The 23,098-nt window shown below is 67.7% G+C and carries 16 protein-coding genes and 2 pseudogenes; 11 read left to right on the top strand and 7 right to left on the bottom strand.

Going from position 1 to position 23,098, the window contains the following annotated elements; genetic code table 11:
• Positions 1-176: 176 nt before the first annotated feature.
• Positions 177-2,042 carry a DEAD/DEAH box helicase gene (locus ACQP03_RS23385; protein ID WP_433458496.1) on the bottom strand — a complete coding sequence of 622 codons (1,866 nt, stop codon included), beginning with the start codon at positions 2,040-2,042 and terminating at the stop codon, positions 177-179.
• 502 nt (positions 2,043-2,544) lie between these two features.
• On the opposite strand from ACQP03_RS23385, the pseudogene ACQP03_RS23380 reads away from it, so the two are divergent.
• Positions 2,545-3,369, top strand: a pseudogene (locus tag ACQP03_RS23380) (IS3 family transposase); the annotation flags it as partial.
• A 12-nt stretch (positions 3,370-3,381) separates the two neighbouring features.
• Positions 3,382-3,572 (top strand): annotated as a pseudogene (locus ACQP03_RS23375) (IS256 family transposase); the annotation flags it as partial.
• A 174-nt stretch (positions 3,573-3,746) separates the two neighbouring features.
• Here the strand turns inward: ACQP03_RS23375 and ACQP03_RS23370 are convergent.
• The 5 genes from ACQP03_RS23370 to ACQP03_RS23350 are packed head-to-tail and all read right to left on the bottom strand — an operon-like array spanning position 3,747 to position 8,574.
• On the bottom strand, positions 3,747-4,397 hold the full coding sequence (locus ACQP03_RS23370) for a GNAT family N-acetyltransferase (protein ID WP_433458494.1): 651 nt from the start codon (positions 4,395-4,397) through the stop codon (positions 3,747-3,749).
• Between the two features lie 59 nt (positions 4,398-4,456).
• Positions 4,457-5,431, bottom strand: coding sequence for a hypothetical protein (locus tag ACQP03_RS23365; RefSeq protein WP_433458492.1), 975 nt, complete (start codon positions 5,429-5,431; stop codon positions 4,457-4,459).
• A gap of 31 nt (positions 5,432-5,462) precedes the next feature.
• The gene (locus tag ACQP03_RS23360) at positions 5,463-6,146 is read right to left on the bottom strand and encodes a GOLPH3/VPS74 family protein (RefSeq protein ID WP_433458490.1); all 684 of its coding nucleotides are present in this window, start codon (positions 6,144-6,146) and stop codon (positions 5,463-5,465) included.
• A gap of 11 nt (positions 6,147-6,157) precedes the next feature.
• On the bottom strand, positions 6,158-7,171 hold the full coding sequence (locus ACQP03_RS23355) for an acetamidase/formamidase family protein (protein ID WP_433458488.1): 1,014 nt from the start codon (positions 7,169-7,171) through the stop codon (positions 6,158-6,160).
• Positions 7,168-8,574 carry an APC family permease gene (locus ACQP03_RS23350; protein WP_433458486.1) on the bottom strand — a complete coding sequence of 469 codons (1,407 nt, stop codon included), beginning with the start codon at positions 8,572-8,574 and terminating at the stop codon, positions 7,168-7,170. Before ACQP03_RS23350 ends, ACQP03_RS23355 begins: the two co-directional genes overlap by 4 nt.
• A 282-nt stretch (positions 8,575-8,856) precedes the next feature.
• Here ACQP03_RS23350 and ACQP03_RS23345 point away from each other — a divergent pair, with 282 nt between their 5' ends.
• From ACQP03_RS23345 to ACQP03_RS23335, 3 genes are all read left to right on the top strand, one after another.
• Positions 8,857-10,089, top strand: coding sequence for a helix-turn-helix domain-containing protein (locus ACQP03_RS23345; RefSeq protein ID WP_433458484.1), 1,233 nt, complete (start codon positions 8,857-8,859; stop codon positions 10,087-10,089).
• A 3-nt stretch (positions 10,090-10,092) separates the two neighbouring features.
• Positions 10,093-10,809 carry a creatininase family protein gene (locus ACQP03_RS23340; RefSeq protein WP_433458482.1) on the top strand — a complete coding sequence of 239 codons (717 nt, stop codon included), beginning with the start codon at positions 10,093-10,095 and terminating at the stop codon, positions 10,807-10,809.
• 889 nt (positions 10,810-11,698) lie between these two features.
• Positions 11,699-12,886: an alpha/beta hydrolase family protein gene (locus ACQP03_RS23335; protein ID WP_433461204.1), complete on the top strand. Its 1,188-nt coding sequence runs from the start codon at positions 11,699-11,701 to the stop codon at positions 12,884-12,886.
• On the opposite strand, the gene ACQP03_RS23330 is transcribed toward ACQP03_RS23335, so the two are convergent.
• Positions 12,859-14,244 (bottom strand): helix-turn-helix domain-containing protein, encoded by a 1,386-nt coding sequence (locus tag ACQP03_RS23330; protein WP_433458480.1) that lies wholly within the window; start codon positions 14,242-14,244, stop codon positions 12,859-12,861. The genes ACQP03_RS23335 and ACQP03_RS23330 overlap by 28 nt on opposite strands.
• 329 nt (positions 14,245-14,573) lie before the next feature.
• Between ACQP03_RS23330 and fxlM the strand changes: the two genes are divergently transcribed.
• The 6 genes from fxlM (at position 14,574) to ACQP03_RS23300 (ending at position 23,010) form a co-directional block, all read left to right on the top strand.
• Entirely contained in the window at positions 14,574-15,815 is a 1,242-nt protein-coding gene (gene fxlM / locus ACQP03_RS23325; RefSeq protein WP_433458478.1) for a methyltransferase, FxLD system, read from the top strand.
• A 12-nt stretch (positions 15,816-15,827) separates the two neighbouring features.
• Positions 15,828-15,983, top strand: a complete 156-nt coding sequence (gene fxlA / locus ACQP03_RS23320; protein ID WP_433458476.1) for an FxLD family lanthipeptide — start codon at positions 15,828-15,830, stop codon at positions 15,981-15,983.
• 68 nt (positions 15,984-16,051) lie between these two features.
• Positions 16,052-18,799, top strand: a complete 2,748-nt coding sequence (locus ACQP03_RS23315) for a lantibiotic dehydratase (RefSeq protein WP_433458474.1) — start codon at positions 16,052-16,054, stop codon at positions 18,797-18,799.
• On the top strand, positions 18,796-19,869 hold the full coding sequence (locus ACQP03_RS23310; RefSeq protein WP_433458472.1) for a lanthionine synthetase C family protein: 1,074 nt from the start codon (positions 18,796-18,798) through the stop codon (positions 19,867-19,869). Before ACQP03_RS23315 ends, ACQP03_RS23310 begins: the two co-directional genes overlap by 4 nt.
• Before the next feature lie 14 nt (positions 19,870-19,883).
• Positions 19,884-20,666, top strand: a complete 783-nt coding sequence (locus tag ACQP03_RS23305; protein ID WP_433458470.1) for a thiopeptide-type bacteriocin biosynthesis protein — start codon at positions 19,884-19,886, stop codon at positions 20,664-20,666.
• Between the two features lie 817 nt (positions 20,667-21,483).
• Positions 21,484-23,010: a PD-(D/E)XK nuclease family protein gene (locus tag ACQP03_RS23300; protein ID WP_433458468.1), complete on the top strand. Its 1,527-nt coding sequence runs from the start codon at positions 21,484-21,486 to the stop codon at positions 23,008-23,010.
• The last annotated feature ends 88 nt before the right edge of the window (positions 23,011-23,098 follow it).

The following is a 23,098-nucleotide window of genomic DNA, read 5'->3' as shown; positions in this document are numbered from 1 at the left end:
CCCACTCGCCCCCACGTCGGCCTGCTCGAACCGCCCGCGACCGACCTCCATACGTCGACCACCGAGCAGACGTCCTCGCGCCACCCCGACACAATCACCTCCGAATGCTCCCCAAGCCAGCTGAGAGGGATTCGCCGTCAGCTCTGGGAGGCATGCGCTACGGCCCCATCGCGCTGTCAGCCAACCGGCCGCTTATCGAGCCCGAGCCGCTGCCGCTCGACCATGATGATCCGCTGCTCAAGCGGAATCGCCTCATCGGTAAGCAGACCGTGATCGACGTAGCGGCCGTCGACCGCCGACGGGTCCGCTTTCTTCGCGACGCTGTCGTGTGCATACGCCCGGATAAGCGCCGTCTTACGTCCAAGCATCTCCAAAAGCCGCTGATCGACGGTGTTCCTAGCGAGCAGGCGATGCACCCGAACCCCGCGGGTCTGCCCCATCCGGTAGCACCGCCGGATGGCCTGCTCTTCGGCCGCCGGAGTCAGCTGCGGCTCGGTGAGCACGACCACCGACGCCGCCGGGAGGTTCAAGCCCACCCCTCCGACGGTGATCTGACTGATCAAAACCGCATGACCGTCGAGTGCGCTGAACTCATCAATGACCTGTTGCCTGGAAGCGGGAGCAACGGCACCCGTGAGAAGGAAAGTCGGCGAATCAGGCAGACTCGCGCGTACGCGCTCCAGTACTTCCAAGAAGTAGGAGAAGACCACGACCTTCCACTGGTTGTCCGCGGCCTCTTGCACCACCTCAAGTAGCCGCTCCACCTTCGCCGGCACGGCTGGCTCGTCCGTCACCACGGCGGCACGACGCATGCTGGCGAACTTCCGATCCTGGACCGCCTGCCGATAGGCACGCGTTTCAGCTCGACCCATCTCGACCCAGTCTTCGACTTCTATCAGGTCCGGAAGCTCGGTGAGGACGTCCTTCTGGTTGCGGCGGAGGTAAACATCGGCGACCTTGCGGCGGAAGTTGTCGGCGCCGGCCAACCCGTCGGTGACGCTGATCGTGGCCGCCACCGCTGGATCGAGGTATCGGATCAAGTTCCGGAACTCCTCGACCCGGTTCAGCATTGGCGTACCGGTCAAGAAGACCGCTCGCGGAGCTTGAGCGAGATAAGGGGCGACTGCCTGAGACCGCTGAGCCTTCGGGTTCTTGATCTGCTGAGCCTCGTCGACGATGACGAGTCCTGGCCGGAGGTCATTGGGTAGGGAAAGCCGTCTCAGCGTCTCGAAGGTCGTGACCGCTACACCTCCGGCGGTTTGCCACTGTCGGACCGCGTCGTCGCGCTCCGGCCCGTGAAGGCGGTGAGCGGTCAGCGTGCTGTGGAGGGCTACCTCCCCGAGCCAGTTGACGACAACGCTGGCCGGGCAGACGACGAGAAAGTGGCGCTCTCCGGCTGCACTGAGATGGGCACAGACGGCGATGGCCTCGATGGTTTTGCCCAGTCCCATCTCGTCCCCGAGGATGCATCGCCGTTGCAGGAGCGCGTATCGCACTCCGAAGGCTTGATAGCCGCGCAGCGTCACGCGGAGCTTCCCCAAGTCAAGGCCGATTTGCCCAGCTCGGTTCTGTAATGCCTGTGGCAGGTGTCCATGGGCCGCCGCGCCGTCCGCAGCCCTACCGCTAACCCTTTCCAACAGCGTGGTGTAGACGGCTGGATGTTGGGTGAAGTCTGCCCACAACTCATCGTGTTCGCTTGCACTTGCTTGGGCAGCGGTGCGTTCCCACTCGGTGAGGAGCGCCACTGCGGCGTTCGCCTGCCTGCTGGCAAGGAAGCGCTGGACATCCGCCACTGCTGACCACGCCGCCGCCTTGGTGGCCGCCCGAGCGAACATCAACCGTCCCAAGCGGGTGGCTGGCCTCGCTCTACGGAGCGCACGGTCAAGATCGTCCGCGAGGGAGCCGACCCGAGCGGTGCTGTCCGCCTGCAGCCGTGTGATCTCGCGAAGCAGCCTCAGGGCGCGCAGCAGCGGATCCAAGGCTGAATCCTTGGCGTCGACGGCCAAGCGGACAGCCGTGTCTTGCGCGACGAGGCGCTGCATGGTGTGCGCCGCCTCCGCTACTGCCGCCGCGCTGTGGTTCCCCACTCCTTGCAGCCGTACAAGATCGTTATGCGAAGCTCGTAGCACGTCCAGGACAGTCCGATAACCCGCGCGCTCGAGGGCTGGGATGCTTCGGATGCCCTGCCGCACCGACCGCAGCTCTTGAGTGGGCATGCTCTGCAGCCGCCGAAGTACGGCAGCTTGATGCGCTCGGCGATACAGCTCTGTCGCCTGGTGTTCGGCAGCTGTGTGAGCTGAGCCGAGTAGGACTAGCTGCTCTACCAACAGGTGTCCACGGCGCCAGGCGTCACGGGCGACCGCTCGACCGACGGGCACCTCTGCCGCTTCCCGGGGTCTTGGTCCTGCCGCTCCCCGTTGGCCCAAGCTGCTATCCCTCCTAGCGACCGGACAACCAGCCTGCGCCAGGCCGGCACCCGAGGCAATGAGGAGCGATGTCGGATGGCTGATAGACAGGCTCACCCTGAGGAAAGAGCGACGGTGGGTGAGCGAGCTGGCCGCCGACGGGGTCCCAGTGGCGGTGACGTGCCGGGTGTTGAACATCGCTCGTCAGCCCTACTACCGGTGGCGTGCCCGCCGTGTCACCGACGCTGAACTGGCGCAGGCGTATCGGGCGGACGCGTTGTTCGAAGCGCATCGCGACGACCCGGAGTTCGGCTATCGGTTCCTGGCCGATGAGGCCCGCGCTGCCGGCCAACCGATGGTCGAGCGCACCGCCTGGAGAATCTGCTCTGGCATGGGCTGGTTCAGCGCGTTCAGCAAGCGCAAGCGTCGGGGCAAGGGCGGCGAGGTCGGTCCACCGGTGCACGACGATTCGGTGCGCCGCGACTTCACCGCGGACGGCCCGAACCGGTTGTGGCTGGCCGACATCACCGAACACCGAACCGGTGAGGGCAAGCTCTACCTGTGCGCGATCAAGGACGTGTGGTCCAACCGGATCGTCGGCTACTCCATCGACTCACGGATGAAGTCGAGGCTGGCCGTCAACGCCCTGCACCACGCCGTAGCCTGCCGTGGTGACGTGGCCGGCTGCGTGCTGCATACCGATCGCGGGTCGCAATTCCGAAGCCGGAAACTCGTCCACACCCTCCACCAGCACCACATGATCGGCTCGATGGGCAGGGTCGGCGCCGCCGGCGACAACGCTGCCATGGAGACGTTTTTCGGCCTGCTGCAGAACAACGTCCTCGACCACCAAACCTGGACCACCCGGCAGCAGTTGAGGACCGCGACCGTGACCTGGATCGAACGGACCTACCACCATCGCCGCCGACGCCGACGATCCCTTTCCCGCGTGGTGCCTGGTGAGGAGGGTGCCGTGGTGACCGCGACACTGAACGACCAGACTGGACCTAGGAGCGGCCCGAGCCGTTGGCTGAGGCGAGGGCCGCCGCCGAGCTGGCCCGGGCCGCGAAGGAATAAGGGCTGTCGCTGACCGGCCCGGACGGGCTAATTAGGCAGCTGACCAAGAGGGTCATGGAGACGGCGCTGAACGAGGAGGTGACCGAATACGCTCGCGCTGTAGGTCGTGGGCGCGAGTTCTGGGATCAGCGGGCACGAGGGCATCGCGGCGGGCGGGCGAGGCTCGTCGCGTTTCCCCCGGGGGCGCGGCACGGTCTCGTCCAAGACAACGGATGACAGGGCGCAGGAGCGGCCACGGTTCGGTTCGCGAGGCCATCGCGCGGATCAGACGCCCAGGCCTCTGGCCTGCGAGCTACCGGCCGCGCTGATGGTGTCCAGGGGATGGGATCCCGGCGTAGGGGTGCGGCGCATCGGGGTGACGGCCGGGCCGTCGGGCAGCCGGATCGCTTCCTGTGGGGTGAAGCCGTAGCGGGCGTAGATGTCCTGGCTCTCGCCGGTGGCGTCGGTCCACGAGGGCAGGTCGACGCGGTCGAGTCTGTCGCGGTGGTGGGCGAGCACCGCCGCGCCGATACCTTGCCGCTGCACGGCGGGCGCGACGGCGAGGAATGCCAGGTGGTAGTGCGGTTCGGTGGGCCGGCGTGCGCTGAGCAGCCCGTCGAGGATCTCGAACCGCTCCGCACGGTCGCCGGCTGCGTCGGCGAGGCGGCTACGGTAGTTCGCCGGTGGTGGGATGCTGCGGTAGCGGTGGAAGCCGACTGCGGCGGCGTTGAGGTCGTCGGTGACGTGGGTGTCGCCGTAGAACATGGCGTGTTCCACCCAGATCACCGCCACCTCGGTGAGGATGCGGCGCCGGTGGGTCGCCTCGGGCACTAGCCAGGCGGCCAGCGGGTCGGGGTGCAGGGCGTCGGCGATGAGCGCGGCGACCTTGTCCTTGTCGGCCCAGCGGGCGGCGCGGATGCGAGCAGTGGCGTCCATGAAGATCCCTTGACAGTTCGAAAGCGGATGAAAGTTGCGGCGTGATCGGCGGCGTGGTGTCAGGGCGTGTTGGTCATGCTCGTGCGGGTGTGGATGGTGAACAGCAAGTAGTCCTCGACGTCGCCAGTGCGAGGGTGTCCGCGCTGTGATGGCGTGAAGTGGGCGCGTTCGTAGGCGAGGACCTCGCCGGTGCTGGGATGCAGGATGAGCAGGCCGCGGGTGGTGCCGTCGTCGCCGGTGGCGCTGATGCCGGCACCGGTGCGCCCGGCGCGGTCTCGTACCGCGGGGTGGTAAGTGAGCCCGTTGGTGTTGCTCAACAGGGTGAGGATCGCGGTGCGGGCGTCTTGGCCGGGTGTGCGCCACGACGTCAGTCCGGCGATGGCGCGCAGGACCGCCGGTGCGCCGAGGAACGGCGGCGAGATGCTGCTGATCTGTGCCGTGAGGCCGGCGGAGTCGACGGCGATGGGGCCGATGGTTCCGTCGAGCGTGCCCGGCTCGTAGGTCTCGTCCGTGGTGGGCTGTGGACCGGGCGGATTACGCAGGCTGACGGCCCGTCCGGAGCCGTTGTCGGCGCGCCAGTGCCGCTCTTCGAAGACCACGACGGTGCTGGTCGCGCGTCCTGCGTCGATGCGGGTGTCGGCGGCCCACTGCCGTATCAGCACGAACGAGAACCGTCCCGGGACGTCGCAGTGCGCCTCGGCGGCGACCTGGGGGAGCACGCGGTCGGCTGGCCGCGGTGCGGGTAGGGCGGTGGGTGGCGTCGCTGCGGTCCGCGCGGCGAGGGCGCGCAGTTCGGCGGCGGTCAGCGGCGCGGGGATCTCACAGGGTGGGGTACTCGTTCGGGCAGGCGAGGTGACCTGCCAGCGGCTGCCCTGCGGTGCGGGGTTGTGCGTGGCGGCCGATCCGGGCACGAGGGCGGCAGCGGCGAGCAGGGATAGCGCGGACAGCGCGGCAGCGATCCTGACGGCGGGCCGCCGACGCCAGTGGGCCGGCAGATCCGTGGGCGTCGAGGGTGGGTGAGGTGGGTGAATCACGGTCGATGGCTCCGGAGGTCTGTGGCAGGGGTCAGCGGTATGCGGCGGTGGCGAGGTCACCGACTGCGGCGTCGACCGCGGCGGTGATGTCGCGTACGGGCCGGTAGTGCTGCTCGGCGATCGCCCGCAGCTGGGCGGTGAGAGTGTTGGTGTCGTCGAGGTAGAGGTGGGTGGCGAGGCCGAGGACGGCGACGAGGCCGGCGAGGGCGGCGGTGTGGTTGTCCGGCGGCTCCCGGCCGGCGGCGAGATACCGCAGCCTGGATCGGGCCACGACCGCCCATTTGGTGTCGGTGGCGAGGTAGACGTCGGTGCGGGCGAGCCCGCCGAGCCGGCGGCGGCTGGTGTGGTGCAGGATCCCGCCGGCGTGCAGGCCGGCGCGGGTGCGTTCGTACAGGTCCTCGGCGAACCATGTCAGCCAGCCCCGCAGTGTCGGGGCGGGGTTGGCGTAGCGGACCGAGGCGATAGCGGTGTCGGCGACCAGGTCACCGATGGGCCGGTCGAGGCGGAGCCGGATCCGCCGGTCGCCGGCCGAACAGGCGTCGTCGTTCGGGCCGTCGAGCGCGATTCGCCCGGCCAGGAAGAGGTCGGTCAGGACCGCGCCGGCCATGCCGAGGGAGAGGGCCTGGCGGTGGATGTGGGGTTGGCCGGTGTCGTCGTTGTGACCGAGCAGGAACAACTCGTCCCGCAACGGCAGCTGAGGCATCGACGCGGTCATCTCGGCAGCTCCTACCGCAGCCCGGCCGCATGCTGGCGCAGCCGGGCGTGCACCCCCGTGTAGGCGGCGCTTGGGTGCGGAAGCAGCGCCTTTTCGACGGCGGCGAGGACCGTGTAGTTCGGGTCGCACACGTTGCCGATCGGTGCCCTGCCGGCCTGCGAGATCAGTTGGTAGGCGTCGAGCTCTTCCAAACCGGTGAGCGTGCTGGTCCAGCTGACCAGGTCGCGGTGGGCGATCCGGTAGGCGTCCTCCAGCGGTCGGGCGCAGCCGACTGACATGATCGACGTGTCGGTCTCCAGTCGGGGCCACACCGTCCGGGTGCCCTTGATGACCTCGATGACCAGCGTGGTGGTCGTCGCGATCTCCACCCCGACCCCGCAGGCCTCACCCTCGCCCTGGCGGGCGTGCCCGTCGCCCAGGGCGAGCATCGCCCCGTGCACATTCACCCCCAGGTAGAGGGTGGCCCCGGCGCGCAACTCCGGGGTGTCCAGGTTCCCGCCATGGGCATCGGGGACGATCGTGGAACGGGCCTCGGACCCGCCAGGAGCGACCCCGATCGTGCCGATCATCGGGTCCAGTGGCAGCTTCACACAGTGGTCGCTGGCCGTGGCGTGGAAGCCGATCGTGCCGGCGTGCCGGTCGATGTCGTACACCCACACCCGCTCCTGCAGCGGCTCTTGCAGCGTCGCGGTATGGGCGGTGGAGGTCAGCGCCCCGAAGTGCGGGAACGTCGATGACACACCCCAGCCCCGGGCGGGGACGATCGAGGCGAAATGGACCGCGAGGGTGTCACCGGGTTCGGCGTCCTCGACGAAGAACGGCCCGGACACCGGATTCAGGTACGGCATCCGGCACACCTGCGACGGCAGGTCCGCCGGACCGCGCACGAGACCGCCGAAGCAATCCTCGGTGAACACTTCGAGGATGTCGCCGGAGCGGACGTGGGCCACCGGCATCCGCCCGCCGAAGGTGTAGGCCAACTCGTCGCGGGCGGGACGGTGGGTGATCGTGTCCATGGCGGTCACACCCGTTCCACGTGGCGGGCCTGCGGCTGTGCGGGCGCCAGACCTGACAGCGCGGGCCGGCGGCCGGTCAGGTAGAGGCCGGCGAGAACGACCATGCCGAGGGCGAGCCAGGCCAGGCCGAGGCGCTGCGCGGCGATGTTGGCGTTGACCACCACGTAGGCGAGGATCGCGAACCCGATCCCGGGCATGACCAGGTGCGCCCACCAGTTGCCACTGCCCTGGCAAATGAGGTGGTGCACGACCACGGAGACGTGCAGGACAAGGAAGGCGACCATCGCCCCGAAATTGATCAGCGACGACAGCACCGTGATCCCATCCGCGCGGGTCGCCATGTACAGGCCGAGCACCAGGGACACCGCGCCGGTGAGCAGGGTCGCGTTGATCGGCACGTTCCGGCGGATCGACACCTTCGCCAGAAACGCGGGCAGTTGCCGGTCCCGGGCCATCGCGTACAGCAGCCGGGACGTGGCGACCTGGGCGACCATCGAGTTCGGCAGACCCCACGCGATCGCCGTCGCCACCGCACACACCGTCGCCAACCAACCCCCACCGGCCACGGCCGCGGCGTCGTAAAAGGCGGTGCCATTCATGTCGCCCTCCGCGAGAAGGGCACCGGGGTTCGGAACGAGCATCGCTGCCAGCCACGTCTGAGCGATAAACAGCACCCCGGCCAGGACGAGCACAGCGGCCATCGCCCGGCCGATCTGCCGGGAACCGCCCTTGGTCTCCTCGGCCAACATGCTGATCCCGTCGAAGCCGAGGAAGGACAGCACCGCGATCGACACCGCACCCGCCACCAGGGACCAGGTGAACGTGTCGGGGTTGTAGAAAGCGTCCCAACTGAACCGGCCCCTACCCGAAGCAAGAGCCCAACCGGCGACAGCGAGGAAAACCGCCAGGACGATCAACTCACCGACCAGCATCACCCGGGTCACCATCGCCGTCATCCGGATGCCAACCGAGTTGACGACCGTGTTGACCCCGACGAACCCGAGCAGCCACAACCACACCGGCACCGCCGGCACTGTCGCGTGCATCGCCACCGACGCCACCAGATACAGCAGACCCGGCACGAGGACGTAGTCCAGCAGGATCACCCAGCCTGCCAGGAAACCGACCGGCGCGCTGATACCCCGCCCGGCGTAGTTGTAGACGCTGCCCGACATCGGGAACGCCTTCACCATCTGCGCGTACGAGAACGCGGTGAACACCAACGCCACCACACCCACCGCGTACGCCAGAGCCACCATCCCGCCGGAGCCGGCGTACACGCTGCCGAAGATCGCCATCGGCGCGATCGGCACCATGTACACCAACCCGTACGCGACCAAGTCCCGGAACCGAAGCTGGCGGCTCAGATCCTGTCGATACCCATATCGGGATAGGTCATTCTGGGAACTCATCACACTCCTCAAATATTTGCGCCCTGGCCAACCTCGCGCCTGGCAGCTAAATCGTCAGCGAAGGCAACTAATTAGTCGCGCCTAAACCGCTGCTAATGATTTCGAGCAGCAAGCCGATGGGTGCCTCAGCAACGAGATTTGCTCACCGAGACAGATGAGTCGATAGCGTTGATGCGGACACACGTTGTTGTCCGCATGCAACTGTCCGCGTAGCGTTCGACCACGTATGGTCAGACCCTTCCGGATGCGGCAGTGACGGACACACAGCACCCAGGAGTACCGGTGGCACAAACTCCACGACGGCTGACCCCGCATCGATCGGCGCTGCATGGATTCGGTGCCGCCCTTCGGCAGTGGCGCGAGCGCCGCGGGCTGTCCCAGCGTGCTCTAGGCAGGCTGGTGCACGTCAGTGGGGACCTCATCGGCAAAGTGGAGAAGGCCGAACGTTGGCCGTCCGCCCGCTTCGTGGAGTCGTGTGAGGGCGCACTGCAGACAGATGGCGAGCTGGCCCGCTTCCTGTCAGCCCTCGAGAGTGAGCGTCGTCTCACCAGCGTCGGCTACCGCTTGGTCGACGGCGCGGAGGGCCAACTCCGGGCCTCCATCGATCATCCCGACAAGCCCGACCTGCTCCGTTCGTGGCACGAGCAGCTCGCCGGTCTGGCCATTGCCGGAAACCGCACCGGATACGCCGGGATGGCGTCCACCGCCCATGCACAGATCAGCGCCGCCGCCGCCATCGGGCGGCGGAGCCGTTCAGCCGACCGCCGAGACGTACTCATCGCGCAGGCACTGTGGGCGGAGTTCCTCAGCTGGATCGACGAGCAGAGTGACGCCGCCGAGGCTGACGCCTGGTTGCGACGCGCGCAGCAGCACGCCGTCGAAGCTAACGCGCCGACGCTGACAAGCTACGTCCTGATGAGGCAGAGCCAACGCGCCCTTGAGCGCTTCGACCCGCGTAATGCCATCGCCTTGGCGCAGCGGGCGCTGGAGGAGGTTCGGTTACCCGGCCGTATCCGCGCACTACTCCTGATCCGCCAGGCCCAGGCCTACGCGATGGGAGGTGATCAGAACGCCTGCGCAGCCAGCATCGACAAGGCGCACAGGGTCGCCGGCAGCGACGACTGGGGCTCGGAGCTGCCGATCGATGTAGGCGTCCACTGCGATCCGGTGTACGTGGCTGCTCACGAAGCGCAATGCCGTCTTCTCCTCGGTCAACCGGCGGCTGCAGCCAATCTCTATGAGCAGCTCCTGCGCCATTGGCCAGCTCAGTGGCGCGTCGACGAGGCCCTTTGGGGGTCGGCCCTGTCCAGCGCCTACGTCAGCATTGGCGATGTCGAGCGCGCGGCGACCGAGGCCGCCAACGCCCTGGCGTTGGCCACAGGCACCTCTTCCGCGCGGGCTTTGCGCTGGTTGAACCCGACGGCGGTGGCCCTTCGACAGCAGCAAGCCGTTCCAGAGGCGGCGGCCTTCGTGCTCGCCTATCGGCAAGCGACCCTCGAAGCATGTAACCATTAGACCGTGGATCTGATCACCACGGCGACGAGCACCGACGAGTCCGAGCGAGGGGCGTCCGTCGCGGTCCTCCCAGTCGGGAGTTTCGAGCAGCACGGCGCTTACCTGCCGCTGCTGACGGACACTATCGTGGCATGCGCGATCGCGAAGGCCGTCGCCGAGCGCTACGGCCTCTTTCTGTTGCCGCCGGTGACGATCTCCTGTTCCCATGAGCACGCGGGGTGGCGTGGAACGGTCAGTATCAGCGCCACCACCCTCGCCGCCATGGTCGTTGATATCGCCGGCTCCCTGCAGGAATCGGGCATCGATCAGCTCGCTGTGATCAACGGCCATGGAGGGAACTACGCGCTTGCCAACGTCGTTCAGGAAGCCAATGTCGCTGGACCGAGGATGACCCTGTTTCCCGCTCGGGCCGACTGGGACGACGCGCGAGTTGCCGCCGGCCTGCACAGCACAGCTCACCAGGACATGCATGCTGGTGAGCTCGAGGTTTCGCTGCTTCTGCACGTTGCGCCCGAGGTGGTTCGTGATGGCTTCCAGCATGCCGACCACCTAGCGGACGACCGACGTCACCTCCTCACGCGGGGCATGAGTGGCTACACCAGCAGCGGCGTCATCGGTCTGCCGTCCCACGCCACTGCCGCCAAGGGCAAAGCCGTTCTTGAAGAACTTGTCCGCTCCTTCGCCGACCATTACGGCCTCCTGCCGAGCGCCAAAACATGATCAAAAATGATGCTGGACGAGAGCTGTTGTCCGCATCGGCATGGCCGCGGGATTGATCGGGCGGAGGCAATTTGTGGGGTGATCTGGGGGCAGGACAAGGCGCTCGGACGTAGAGTCGGCCACGTCTAGACACTCACACCGGCCCAAGGATTAGCCCCTGCAGGTGGCCGCGCCGGTGTCCCGCCGACGGTTGACGAGCCCGCCGTCGTCCGGCCCGCCGGAAGTTGTTCGAGGAGGATTCGTGAGGCTGGGCGACAGGGTCGCTGAAGTGTCGGTGGACGACGCCGTCCGCGCCTCGGTGAGCTACGACCAACTGCGTACCGGTGATGACGGCCTGTTTTGGCTGGAGACTCGCCCCGACGCTGGCGGGGGTACGACGGTGACACAGTGGCGGCCCGGCGAGGGCATGCGAGATGTAAGTCCGAAGGGCTTTGATGTCGCCAGCAGCGTTCACGCGTACGGGGGCGGATCGTTTGCTCTCATGGAGGGGACGTTGTGGTGCGTCGGCGGAGATGGCCTCTACCGGAGCCGTCGCCGCAACAATCAACTCGAATTGGTTACTCATGGATCCTTCGGAGACCTGACGGTCGGCGACGGCGAGTTGCTGGCCGTGCGGGAGTCGGAGCAGGGTGACGAACTCGTCGCGGTATCGCTCACCGCGGCTCCGAAGGTGCGAACTCTCGTCTCGTCCCCGGGGTTTCTCGGTGCGCCTCGGCCAGGTCCGGGTCGCTTGGCCTGGGCCGAGTGGAGTGAGCGCGACATGCCGTGGGACGCGTGCGAAATATGGGTGGCGTCCTACTCGCCGCGTGGTCAGGTCTACGGCGCAGTGAGACTGGCCGGCGGTCCGGAGGAGTCTGCGGTGGAGCCGCAGTGGGGACCCGACGGGGCGTTGTACTTCGTGTCGGACCGCAGTGGCTGGTGGAACCTCTACCGGTGGGACGGCCACCGGGTGGAGGCGGTGGCGCCAATCGCGGGTGAGTGCGCCGCGGAGCCGTGGGAACTGGGTTACGCGTCGTATGGCTTCCTCGACGACGGTCGGATCGTCATGGCGGTGCAGGAGGGGCCGCAGCACCGCCTTGTCGTCGTCGAGGCCGACGGCATCGTCCGCCCGGTCGACCTTCCGTACACGTCGATCAAGCCATACCTGGCCGTTCGAGGGACGACGGTAGCGTTGATCGGATCGTCGCCGACCGCGGCCCCGCAGGTCGCGCTCGTGGACCTGGCGGGCGCCGACCCTGAGGTAGAGGTGCTTGCCAGGCCGGAGCACGCCGGACTCGACGGGGCGGGCGTTTCGACGCCGGCGGAGCTGCGCGTTCGGGTGGCCAATGGTCGGGAGGTGCTCGCCCTGGTTTATCCGCCGACGGGAGCGGCGGCAGCCTGGCAGGCGCCGGTGGTCGTTCGGGCGCATCCTGGGCCTACCGCATCTTGCCTACTGCGACTGGATTGGCAGGCGCAGTTCTTCACCAGTCGCGGGTTCGCCGTCGTTGATGTCGACTACCTTGGTAGCACCGGGTACGGCCGGGTGTTCCGGGAATCGCTGTACGGCCGGTGGGGTCTGGACGATGTAGGTGACTGCGCCGAGGTGGCGGGTCACCTGTTGTCGACGGGGCGAGCGGCGCCGGGGCAGGTGTTCATCCGAGGTGCCAGTGCCGGCGGCTATACCGCGTTGCACGCGGTGGCCCAAAGCGGCCCGTTCGCCGCTGCCACGGCCGTATCGGCGATCGTGGATCCTGACCGGTGGGCGCAGACGGTGCCCCGATTCCAGCGGGCGCACGCGATGCGGCTGCGAGGTGGTGCCGGCCGGGTCCGTGCCGCCGCTGTCCAACGGCCGGTGCTGCTCATTCATGGCACCGCCGACGAGGTGGCCGTAATCGAGAATGTCCGCGACCTTGCCGAGGAGTTGACGTCTCTCGGTATGGTGCCCGAGGTGTTGCTTCTTGCTGATGTCGGCCACTACGTGGCGTCGTCCCACCGAGCGGGCGCGGCGCTGGAGGCGGAGCTGGCTCACTACCGCTCGGTGATGGCGGATGCCGCCAACCATCAACGGGGTTACACAGAGGCCAGCGGTAGTCGGTGACGCACATACTCGTTGAACTCGCGGACCTCCGGCTCGCACCGGTAGGGCTCGAGGTCGGCCTGTACCTCGACGATGCGCTGCAGGCAGCGGTGTGAGGTGGTTCGTGCGGCGTGGTCGACTGCCTCGCGTGCGGTGGCGCAGGCTTCGTCGATGCGGCCAGCGGCGGCCAACGACGAGGCCAGGAGCGCGGTGTCAATGGCGAGTCTCCGGACATGGGTGGGGCTCAGGGCGCTGAGGGCGTTACCCAGGTGCCGTTGGGTGTGCTGCGGTCGGCCCAGGTCGTGGAAGCAGTGGGCGATCTCGTCGGCGAGGTAGGCTGCGTCGAAATATCGGATCCACGCCGGTTCGTCGTCGGGCTTGCTGCGGGCTAGTTGCCTCTCCGCGATGTTGAGGTGGGTCAGGCAGTCGTCTTCGCGTCCAAGGCGGGCATGTGTGCGTGCCACCACCGCGTGCAGCGCGGCTGTCACAGCGGGCGTCGCCTGGGTCTCGCTTCCTCTCACCGCCGTCAGCGCCATCCTGCGTGCCGGCTCGGGGTGCCCGCAGTGCAGCGCGAGGTGGCCGATGTTCACGGCTAGTAGGTAGCTGCCGTACAGGCGGTCGTCGGCGGCTTCTGTCAGACGTAGAGCGCGAAGGTAGCGGCGCTGGGCGAGGCCGTGGGCGCCGGTGTCGACCGCCTGGTACCCGCAGAGCTCGAAGTATCCCGCCGCGAGCGTGTAGAGGTGGCGGCCGACAGCTTCAGAGGTGGGAGTTTTCGCCAACAGCCGGTTCAGTTCGCCTTCGACGTACCGTTGCACCTGGGCGTGGACTCGTCCGGCACCGTGAGTGTGGTCCAACTGCCGGAACATCGCCAAAGCGGTCTCCGCCGCATGAAGATCCTCTTCGTCAACCTGGTCAGGCGAGCCGGGTCGTCCGACCACGGGCGGCCGGGGATCCGCCGCATCGTTCAGCCAGTCAAGGGCGGCGCGACCGAGGACACCGGGTTGGAAGGGAACACGGACGACCATGCCCGCCACCCCGGGCTTCTCCTTCAATTGGGTGGGCAGCAGGGTGTCTGGGTTGCCAGAACCGCTCGGGGAAGTTGCCCGCATGTTCTCGCTGTTGCGACTTTCCTCGAGAAGAGGTAGCAGGCGGGTCAAGGCCCCTCCGGCTTCCAACGCCCTGTCGCAGGCCTCGACGAATTCCCGGGATGGGAAACGGTCCGCTGTCTCGATCCGACGCACCAGGTCGGCGCTGAAGCGGATCACCGTGCCGAGTCGCGCCTGGGAGAGGTTGGCCCGCTCCCGCAGCCGACGCAGCTCCGCACCGAAGAAGTGGCGCTCGGACAGGGACGGCTGGAGCATCCGCGGGGTCTGGCCCATAGCACCGCCTCCTCGTGACTGTTCGCACCACTATGGCGATGATCAGCGTGACTATCGCGCACATAGGGTCACTCGGTGTTCGGCGCGGCGCAACCACGAACACCGAGATGCGTATGTACGGGAGACGCTCACCGATGGCGCACATGCGGACAGCCGCTTCGTCCGCATGCTCGGCATTCACTCCACCGACTCGCCGGGCGATTGTGGAGACATGCCGTTGGCTGCTCGTCGGATCCGCAACGCTCTGTTGAGCCCGAGCCCGAGCCCGAGAAGAGCGGTACGGCGGGCCACCCAATCGGGAGGTCCTGATGGAAAGGGAGAGTACCCGAATGAGTGTCGACACGGCGAGCGGCGAGGACCTCCACGCCGCAATGGTCGATCAGCTCGTCGCTGATCACATGGGGAAAGGGCTGGTCATGCGGCCCGAGGTGGAGGCGGCGCTACGGTCCGTGCCACGTCATCTGTTCACTCCGGATGCCGGGCTTGCGGAGGCGTACCGGGCCGACCAGGCAGTGGTGACCAAGCGGATCGGCGACGAGGCGGTCAGTTCGGTGTCGGCGCCGTGGCTCATCGCGGAGATGCTCGGTCAGGCCGCCGACGCCGTCGACGGTGGGTTGGCTGGTCGGCACGTCCTGGAGATTGGTTCCGGCGGGTACAACGCCGCGCTGCTGCGCGAGCTGGTCGGCCTCGAGGGCTCGGTCACGACCGTAGACATCGATCGTGAGGTAACTGACCGGGCCACCGCCTGCCTCACCGTGGCGGGTTACGACGACGTGGTCGTGGTGTGCGCGGATGCCGAGCAACCGGTCAACGCGGGCCGTCCATACGACTTGATCATCGTCACGGTTGGCGCCTGGGACATCTCACCGGCCTGGACCGCGCAGCTCGCCGAGAACGGAACGCTCGTCGTGCCGCTGCGGACGTTCGGGATGACCCGCTCGTGGGCGATGCGTCGGACTGGCGATCGGCTGGTCAGCCACAGTCAGCGGTTGTGCGGGTTCGTGTCGATGCAGGGCGCCGGGGCACATCAGGTGCGGTACGTCGACATCGCTGACGGGGTGCACCTGCGGCTGGACGAGGACCAGCAGGTCGATCGTCACGCTGTTGGTGAGCTGTTGGCGCAGCCGCAGACGCAGGCATGGGCCGGGGTGAGCCTGCCGCCTCGTACCGTCCTGGCTGACCTCGACCTGTGGCTGGCGACCCGTATCACCGATGCGGGACAGCAGTTCGTTGTTCTCACGGCCCAGCAGGAGGCCGTGGATGCCGGCGTCGTCGACCCGGCGTGGCGCTTCGGCACACCGGCCGCTCTCGACAGCGGCGCGTTCTGCTACCGCTCGACGCTGCGCTGGAACGACTACGACATGTTTGACCTCGGCGCCTGTGCACATGGGCCCGACGCCGCGTCGGCGGCCGGTCGGATGGTCGGGAAAGTGCGCGCGTGGCTGGATTCGGGCAGGCCTTCGCCGGTGCTGCACGTCCTGCCCGCTGGTACTCCCGACGGCGACCTGCCGGCCGGGACGGTGTTGAACAAGCGGCACAGCCGCTTCGTCCTCACCTTCACCCCTGCATAGAAGGGAACGCACGTGAACGACAACGACACCTCGGAGTTCGCCCTGGACGTCAGCCTGGTCGACGCCGGTCCCACCGCGGGCGGCTACGCCACCGCTACCGACGACGGGTGCGGCTCCGGCAACACCGGCTCCAATGCCTGCACGACTAGGTGCGACGGCGGCAACTGACCCATCCGTTCCTCTCACGATCGGGCCCGGCGTCGAGCGCGCCGGGCCCGTCGATTCGGTGGTGCATCATGGTTCCCGCAGCTGGTGCGGCGCTGATCAGAATCGCCGCCTACCCCAAGGGCCTCGTTCTGCCGCCCTGGCCAGACATGGCCCACGGTCATACGGATCAGTGGCGCGAGTGGCTGGACAAGACGTGGACGCTGCCTGGATTCGCGGCAGCCGTTACCGGCGCGGCACCGCAGCTGGCCGACCAGATTCAACGCGCTCTGAGCGGGGAACCCATGCCACCGCAGCGGCTGCGGCGCCTGGTGCAGTCAGCGGTCCGGTACCTGCTGCGCTGGACCACCCGAGCGACCCCGTTCGGCACGTTCGCCGGTATCGCCCTGGTCCAGTTCGGCGCTCGCGCGGCGGTCCGCCTGGGCACGGCCCATCGCGCGGTCGCCCGCCCCGACGGCCAGTTCATCGCCGAGCATACCGCGCGGGCCGAACAGGACCTGGCCATCCTGCGCACCGTCCCCGTCGTGACGAACTCGTTGGGATACCGGCGCGGCGACAGGTGGGTGCTGCCCTGTGCCCACGCCAGCGCCGATCGGCGGTGGGACGTCGAGGTCCGCCTGACCAGCCCAATCCGAGCCGCGATCCAGGCGGCGCGGTCCCCGGTCAGGTTCGCCGACCTCGCCGAGACGATCGCTGTACCCGCTAGCATCGCCGATGCCGAGCGGCTGCTGGCCGACCTGGTTCAGACCGGGGTCCTGCTGTCGGCTCTCCACCCGCCCATGACCGCCACCGACCCGGCCGCTCAGGTCGCCCGCCACTGCGTCCTTCCGGAGCCGGGCAGCCGGACGGCCGTCGATCTACGTGCCGACATCGCCGTGACCCTGCCCCCGCCGGTCCTGCACGAGGCGGAGCGGGCCGCGTCGACCCTCCTGGCGGTAGCGCCACCACCTAACCCCGGATGGGCCGAGTACCACAGCACGTTCATCGAGCGATGGGGTCCAGGAGCGGCTGTTCCGATCCGTGAGGTGCTGAACGTGCTGGGCTTTCCGGCCGGCTACCGGGGATCCACTCGCCGCGCCCCAGCGCTGTTCACCGCCCGCGACCGGCTGCTCGGACAGCTCGCGCAGCAGGCCGCACTCGACGCCTGCGCCGAGGTGGTGCTCGACGACGCGCTGATCGACCGGCTCCGCGGGAGTGACGACCGGCCACCGATCCCGCACACCGAACTGCGGATCGCCCTCTCCGCCGACACCCCGCGCAATCTGGACCGCGGCGCGTTCACCCTGACGGTCCTCAGCGGGTCCCGCCACGCCGGGGTCGCCGCGGCCCGGTTCCTGCACCTGCTCACCCCCGCCGAACTCGCCGGCTTCCAGCAGGTTTACCGAAATCTGCCGACCGCCCTGCCCGGCGCGGCCCCGCTGCAGCTGTCCGGACCACCCCTTGACCCCCGCCTCAGAGCAGTAGCCCGGACGCCTGAGCTGCTGCCCGTCCTCCCTGTAGGCGACTTCCACCCGGCACCGCCGTACACGATCGAGGACCTGGCGGTGGTCGGCGACGGACGCCGGCTGTGGCTGGTATCGCTGACCACCGGTCAGCCTGTCGAGCCGCTGCTGTTCAACAGCGTGCTGCTGCCCACGCTGCAGCAGCCGCTGATGCGGTTCCTGGCCGAGATCTGGACCGCGTGGACGACACCGTGCAGCCGGTTCGACTGGGGACACGCCAGGGGCCTACCGTTCCTACCCCGCCTGCGACGGGGACGTACCATCGTGCATTCCGCCCGCTGGATCGTCGACCACACCGCGCTTCCCGGTCAGGGGACAGCATGGGCGCAGTGGTGTGACGCCTGGCGACGACACCGCCTCCAACGGCACATCCCGGAGCAGGTCCTGGTCGGCGATGACGACATACGCCTACGTCTTGACCTAGACACCCCCGCCCACCTGGCGGTTCTACGCGACCACCTCGACCGGCATCCCCGCACCGTGATCACCGAGGCTCCAGGGCCAGCGGGCTGGATCGACGACCGCCCCGCCGAACTCCTGCTCACCCTCACCCACCCCGCACCAGCCGCTCCACCAGCCCGACCAGCCCGAACCGCCACCACTGTTCAGCACTGGCCAGGGCAGTCACGGTGGATCGAGGCACACCTCCACGGTCGGCTCGATGACATCTTGACCGACCTCGCCCGCCGCCCCGCCGGGCACCTCCCAGCCGGCTGGTGGTTCCTGAGGTATCCCCACCCCGAGCCGCACCTGCGGCTACGCATCCCGCTTCCGGACACCGACCGGTTCGCCGACACCACCCGCCACCTCGCCCGCTGGGTGCAGCACCTGCACGACGACGCCGTCGTCCACAATTACAGCCTGCACCCGTACCGCCCCGAAACCCGCCACGGCGCTGCGGCGACCCTCGCCGCCGCCGAGCGGGTGTTCGCCGCCGACTCCCGCGCCGCCCTGCACCGACTCACCGGCGACCGAGAGGCAGCCACCGCCGCCGGGATGATCGCCATCGCCGACGGCTTCACCGGCGACGGGCCGCGCTGGCTCGCCACCCACGTCCCTCACCAGACCGGCCCCCGCCTCGACCCCGCACAGCTCGAACATGCCCGACACCCAGCGCATGACGAGCGACTCGCCGCAGCGCTGGCCGCCTACCGCTCCATGGTCGCCGATGACGGGCTCGACCCCGACGACGTGCTGGGTGACCTGCTGCACTTGCACCACGCCCGCATGATCGGCGTCGACCCCGCCTCCGAACGGCACTGCCTGCGGATGGCCCGCACCATCGCCCTCACCACCCTCGCCGGGCTCAAGCCGTGACCACGGGACAGTCCCTAGCCGACGGCGCGGCCGGCATCGCCCTGCTCCACCTGGAAACTGGCAACCGGCCAGCAGCGTACGAGGCACTGCGCCACGCCACCGCCGGTGGCGTGAGCATCAGCGACGGAGCCAGCCTCTTCTACGGCGCTCCCGCCCTCGCCTTCGTCCTCGCCATCACCGACCATCCGGGGCTCGCCCAGGCACGAGCGGTCACCGCCGACGGCACCGCCACGGTGGCCCGACGACGACTCGACACTGCCCACCGCCGCATCGACCGCCACGAGCAGCCGCACTACGCCGAGTACGACCTCATCCGCGGACTGACCGGGCTCGGCGTCGTTCTGCGCCGGCTCGGCGATCACGACCTGCTGCGCCAGGTCCTGGACTACCTTGTCCGGCTCACCGAACCGTGCGACGAACTGCCCGGCTGGTGGTGCTGGAACGGGCCCGAACGCCGCCAGCCACCGCCCCCCGGCGGTCACGCGAACTTCGGCCTGGCCCACGGCATCACCGGCCCACTGGCACTGTTCGCCCTCACCCTCCGCGACGGCATCACCGTCGCCGGCCACATCACGGCGATCAACCGCATCAGCCGATGGCTGGACACCTGGCAGCAGCACACCGACGGCACGATCTGGTGGCCGCAAACCATCACCCTCACCGACCTACACCGCGGAACACCGGCCCAACAAACCCCGCTGCGACCGTCCTGGTGCTACGGCACCCCCGGCATCGCCCGCGCACAGCAACTCACCGCACAAGCCCTACACGACACCACCAGCCAGCACCTCGCCGAGACCGCATTCACCACCTGCGTCACCGACCCCCAACAGCGCCGGCGGCTCACCGACCGAAGCCTGTGCCACGGCACCGCCGGACTCCTGGCCACCGCCCGCCGCATCGCTTCCGACGCCCTCACCCCCATACCCCTCAATCTCGTCAAGGATCTCCATCGGCAGACCACCCCCACCACCAACGAGCCCGATGGACTCCTCGACGGGAAGGCAGGAGCCGACCTCGTCACCACCACCACCACGACCACGTGGGACGCCTGTCTCCTCCTCACCTGACGAAAGAGCCACCCGTGGATTACGCCCCCTGGCAACAGGTCAACATCACCTTCCCCGGCCAGACCGCCCGGGAGCGCGAGCAACAGGCCGTCGCCCACTTCAGCCGAGTGCTTCCCGCCGCTCACAGCGCCGGCCTGATCACCTCTTTGTGGTTCATCCGCAAAGGCGCCTGGCGCATCCGCTACCTACCCACCGACAGGCCAGACAGCGGAGACCAGGCTCGCCGGCTGCTCACCGACGGGGTCACCTGGACCAGCGACATCTACGAACCCGAAATCCACGCGTTCGGCGGGCACGACGCCATGACCATCGCGCACACGCTGTTCCACCACGACAGCCGCCACCTCCTCACCTACCTCCACCAGCACCCCACCACCCGGCGCGAACACTCCCTGATCTTGTGCACCGCCCTGATGCGCGCAGCACGGCTCGACCTCAACGAGCAAGGCGACGTCTGGGCCCAAGTCGTCGAGCACCGCGCAGCACACCTCAACCAGTCACCCACCACCGATGCCCCAAGATGGGAGAGGTTCACCGGAGACGTTCGAAGTCTGCTGCTCGGCGCACCTCGCACCACCGGCGACTGGCACACCGCATTCGCACAAGCCGGTGCAGCCCTACTCCGCCAACGGAAGACGGGCACCCTCACCCGTGGCCTGCGGGCAGTAATCGCCCTGCACGTGATCTTCCACTGGAACAGGCTCGGCCTACCCGCCACCACCCAGGCCACCCTCGCCCGAGCGGCCCAGGAAGCCATCTTCGGCCCGCCAGATCCGCAACTGCCAGACCCCAGGTAGATGTACCGCGCGTCACCCGTGGGTCAGTGAGATGGCCCGGTGACGACTTCCGGAAGGACGACCAAAGCCAAGAGGACACGCTCTCACCCGTTCGCGACGATCCAGAGACCACGGAGGCCGAGCCACCACGGGAAGACGGGGCTGCCGAACAATCGCGGCCGGCCGCTGGAGCCCAAGGGGGCAAGGGATAGAGGGGCGGGAGAGGGTGAGGGGTGAGGGGTAGGCGGGGTTAGTCCCTGCTGCTCCGCTACGCGAAGCGGCCCTAGAGAGGAGTAGGTCTACCTCCGAGTTAGAGCTGTGCCTCCGGCGGGGGCCAGACGACTCCGAGATGGAGTTGCCGAGCGGTTCCGGTGGGTGGTCGGCTGAGGTGGGATGCCTTCCCGTCAGCCACCGACGCAGGCGAGCCGAGCAGGCCAGGGCCAGGGCGACAAGGTCGTCCCCATCCGGTAGGGCGCTCCACCTTGTCACCCTGACCCTGGCCCGCTCCACGGTGTGTGGGTCGGCGGCAAACGGGATGGCATGAGTTGGTCCGGTGGGCGCCCGGATTGAGCTAGCTCTGCCAAATGACAGCGTCGAACATCCGTTCTAAAGGGACACACTCGCTTCCGGGCTGGAATCTATGCCTCTACAATGCACCTCAGAGCACTGCCTGAATGGATCATGGGAGCGCTGGCCTAGTAATGCAGGCCGTCGAGTGCCGAACGAGTCAGGATCGCCTTTGGTCTGGAATCCCGGAATCCCGCTCAGGCGGGACGAGCCGGTCTACCGAGTCAGTGCAACCGATGCGGAGACTGCCGCGAGTGCCCAATCGTGTCCGTTGTCGCTGGCGCTTAAAGTGCGTCCCCAGACCACCCCTGACACAGGGGAGTGGGTCCGGCGCCGCGGCCCCTTCGTCCTCGGTGTTCTGGCCGACGCTATCCAGGACGTCGGGCGGCGGGTCAATCACGGTTACGACCTATGGGAGGCAGTTCGGCGACAGGCACGCCGCTTTGAGTCTCAGCATGAGGGCGTCCGCCAATTCTTTGATCACGCACTTACGCAATTCTTCGAGTACCATGAGGCCCGCGAAGAGGAGATCGGCGCACTCCGATTCTTGGACGGATGGCCCGACATTCAGAAGGGGCCGAGGGCGTCCCTGTTTGCTTGGTCCCTGTTGTACGAGACAGACACGGGCTGCCGAGAGATACGCCGCATACGAGTCGCGACGGCAAACAGTAAGCTGTCACCCTGGGCGTATGTCGCAGCCCACTTAGCGGCGAAGTACCAGACCGGCACTGAGCCGCAGCGGATCTGGGTAACCGAAATCGGGCTGAATGATGGGATTGAATTTCACCTTATTTCAGGGGAATCCCCCGATCGAGTGGAGGAGCTATACCAATCAGGCGGTAGAGATTTCGTCCTCGCAGCCACTAAGGGCGAGGAACGTGTTCCCGGACGCACCTGCGGAAGCTGCGAGTACCTCGGCGGCTGCGACTCCCTGATCCCGCTTAACGGCTTCCTCCAGGCTAACAGCCCCGGTCCGTGGACGAGATCTGTCTCGGCGTCCGACCTCGTTCTATACGAGGCATGTCCATCGCGCTGGTACATGGAGCGCGAAATTCACCTACCGAGAGTAGAGGAGGGCAGCGAACCTCTTCTCCGCGGATTGGCCACGCACCAATGGCTCGCACAAGCGCACGGGCGAGCCAAGGCGTGCTCTGTTGATGAGTTACCAGACCCAGCGGATATCGACCGTCTGGGGAGCGTAGGAGAGGCAGCAGTAGATCCTGGGGACTACGAGTTGGCGTATCCGTTTCTGCGCTCGCATCTTGACTGCTGCCCGTTACATGACGAATCCATCAGATCGTTGACGGCTGAGCGGACGCTTTACGCGTTCGACGCCCAAGCAGACGCGGTAATCGCGACAAAGGCCGATGCCTTCTGGCTTCGCGGTGACACTCTTATTATGCGGGAAATCAAGACGGTGCAGGCACAGCCCGAAGCCGATAAGGACGAAATTTTCAGCGCCTTCCTCGCCGTGGCGTGGGACCTTGTGGCATTGGACACGGGGTTCATTGGGCACTTCGGTGCGGCAAGGGGCGAGGTCCAGCTTGAGATACTTTCGCCCGATGTTGCCGTCGTTCACACGTACTCAACTGACGACGCAGCTCTCATGAAGATGGCGCGCGGACGGATCCGTCGGCTTGGTCGAGACTGGTTGGCCGATGTCCAATGGACGCCAACGCCCAACCCGGGCTGTACGCATTGCAGCGTGCGCCGATGGTGTGGGGTCAGGGACGCATGGGCGCACGCTGTAGCCACTAAAGTAGCCGCAGGGGCTGAAGACATCTCCCTCGCCTCTTGAGGCTCCGAGGAGGACTCGTGACACCTGGTGGGCGGCGCATTTCACCCAATATGATCCCCCATCGCACTAGGTCGGTGCCTCCAGCAAG

It is taken from the genome of Micromonospora sp. CA-248212 (assembly GCF_050948405.1).
Taxonomy (GTDB): Bacteria; Actinomycetota; Actinomycetes; order Mycobacteriales; family Micromonosporaceae; genus Micromonospora.
Note: the sequence above shows the minus strand (reverse complement) of the source record. Positions and strands in the feature narration are given on the sequence as shown.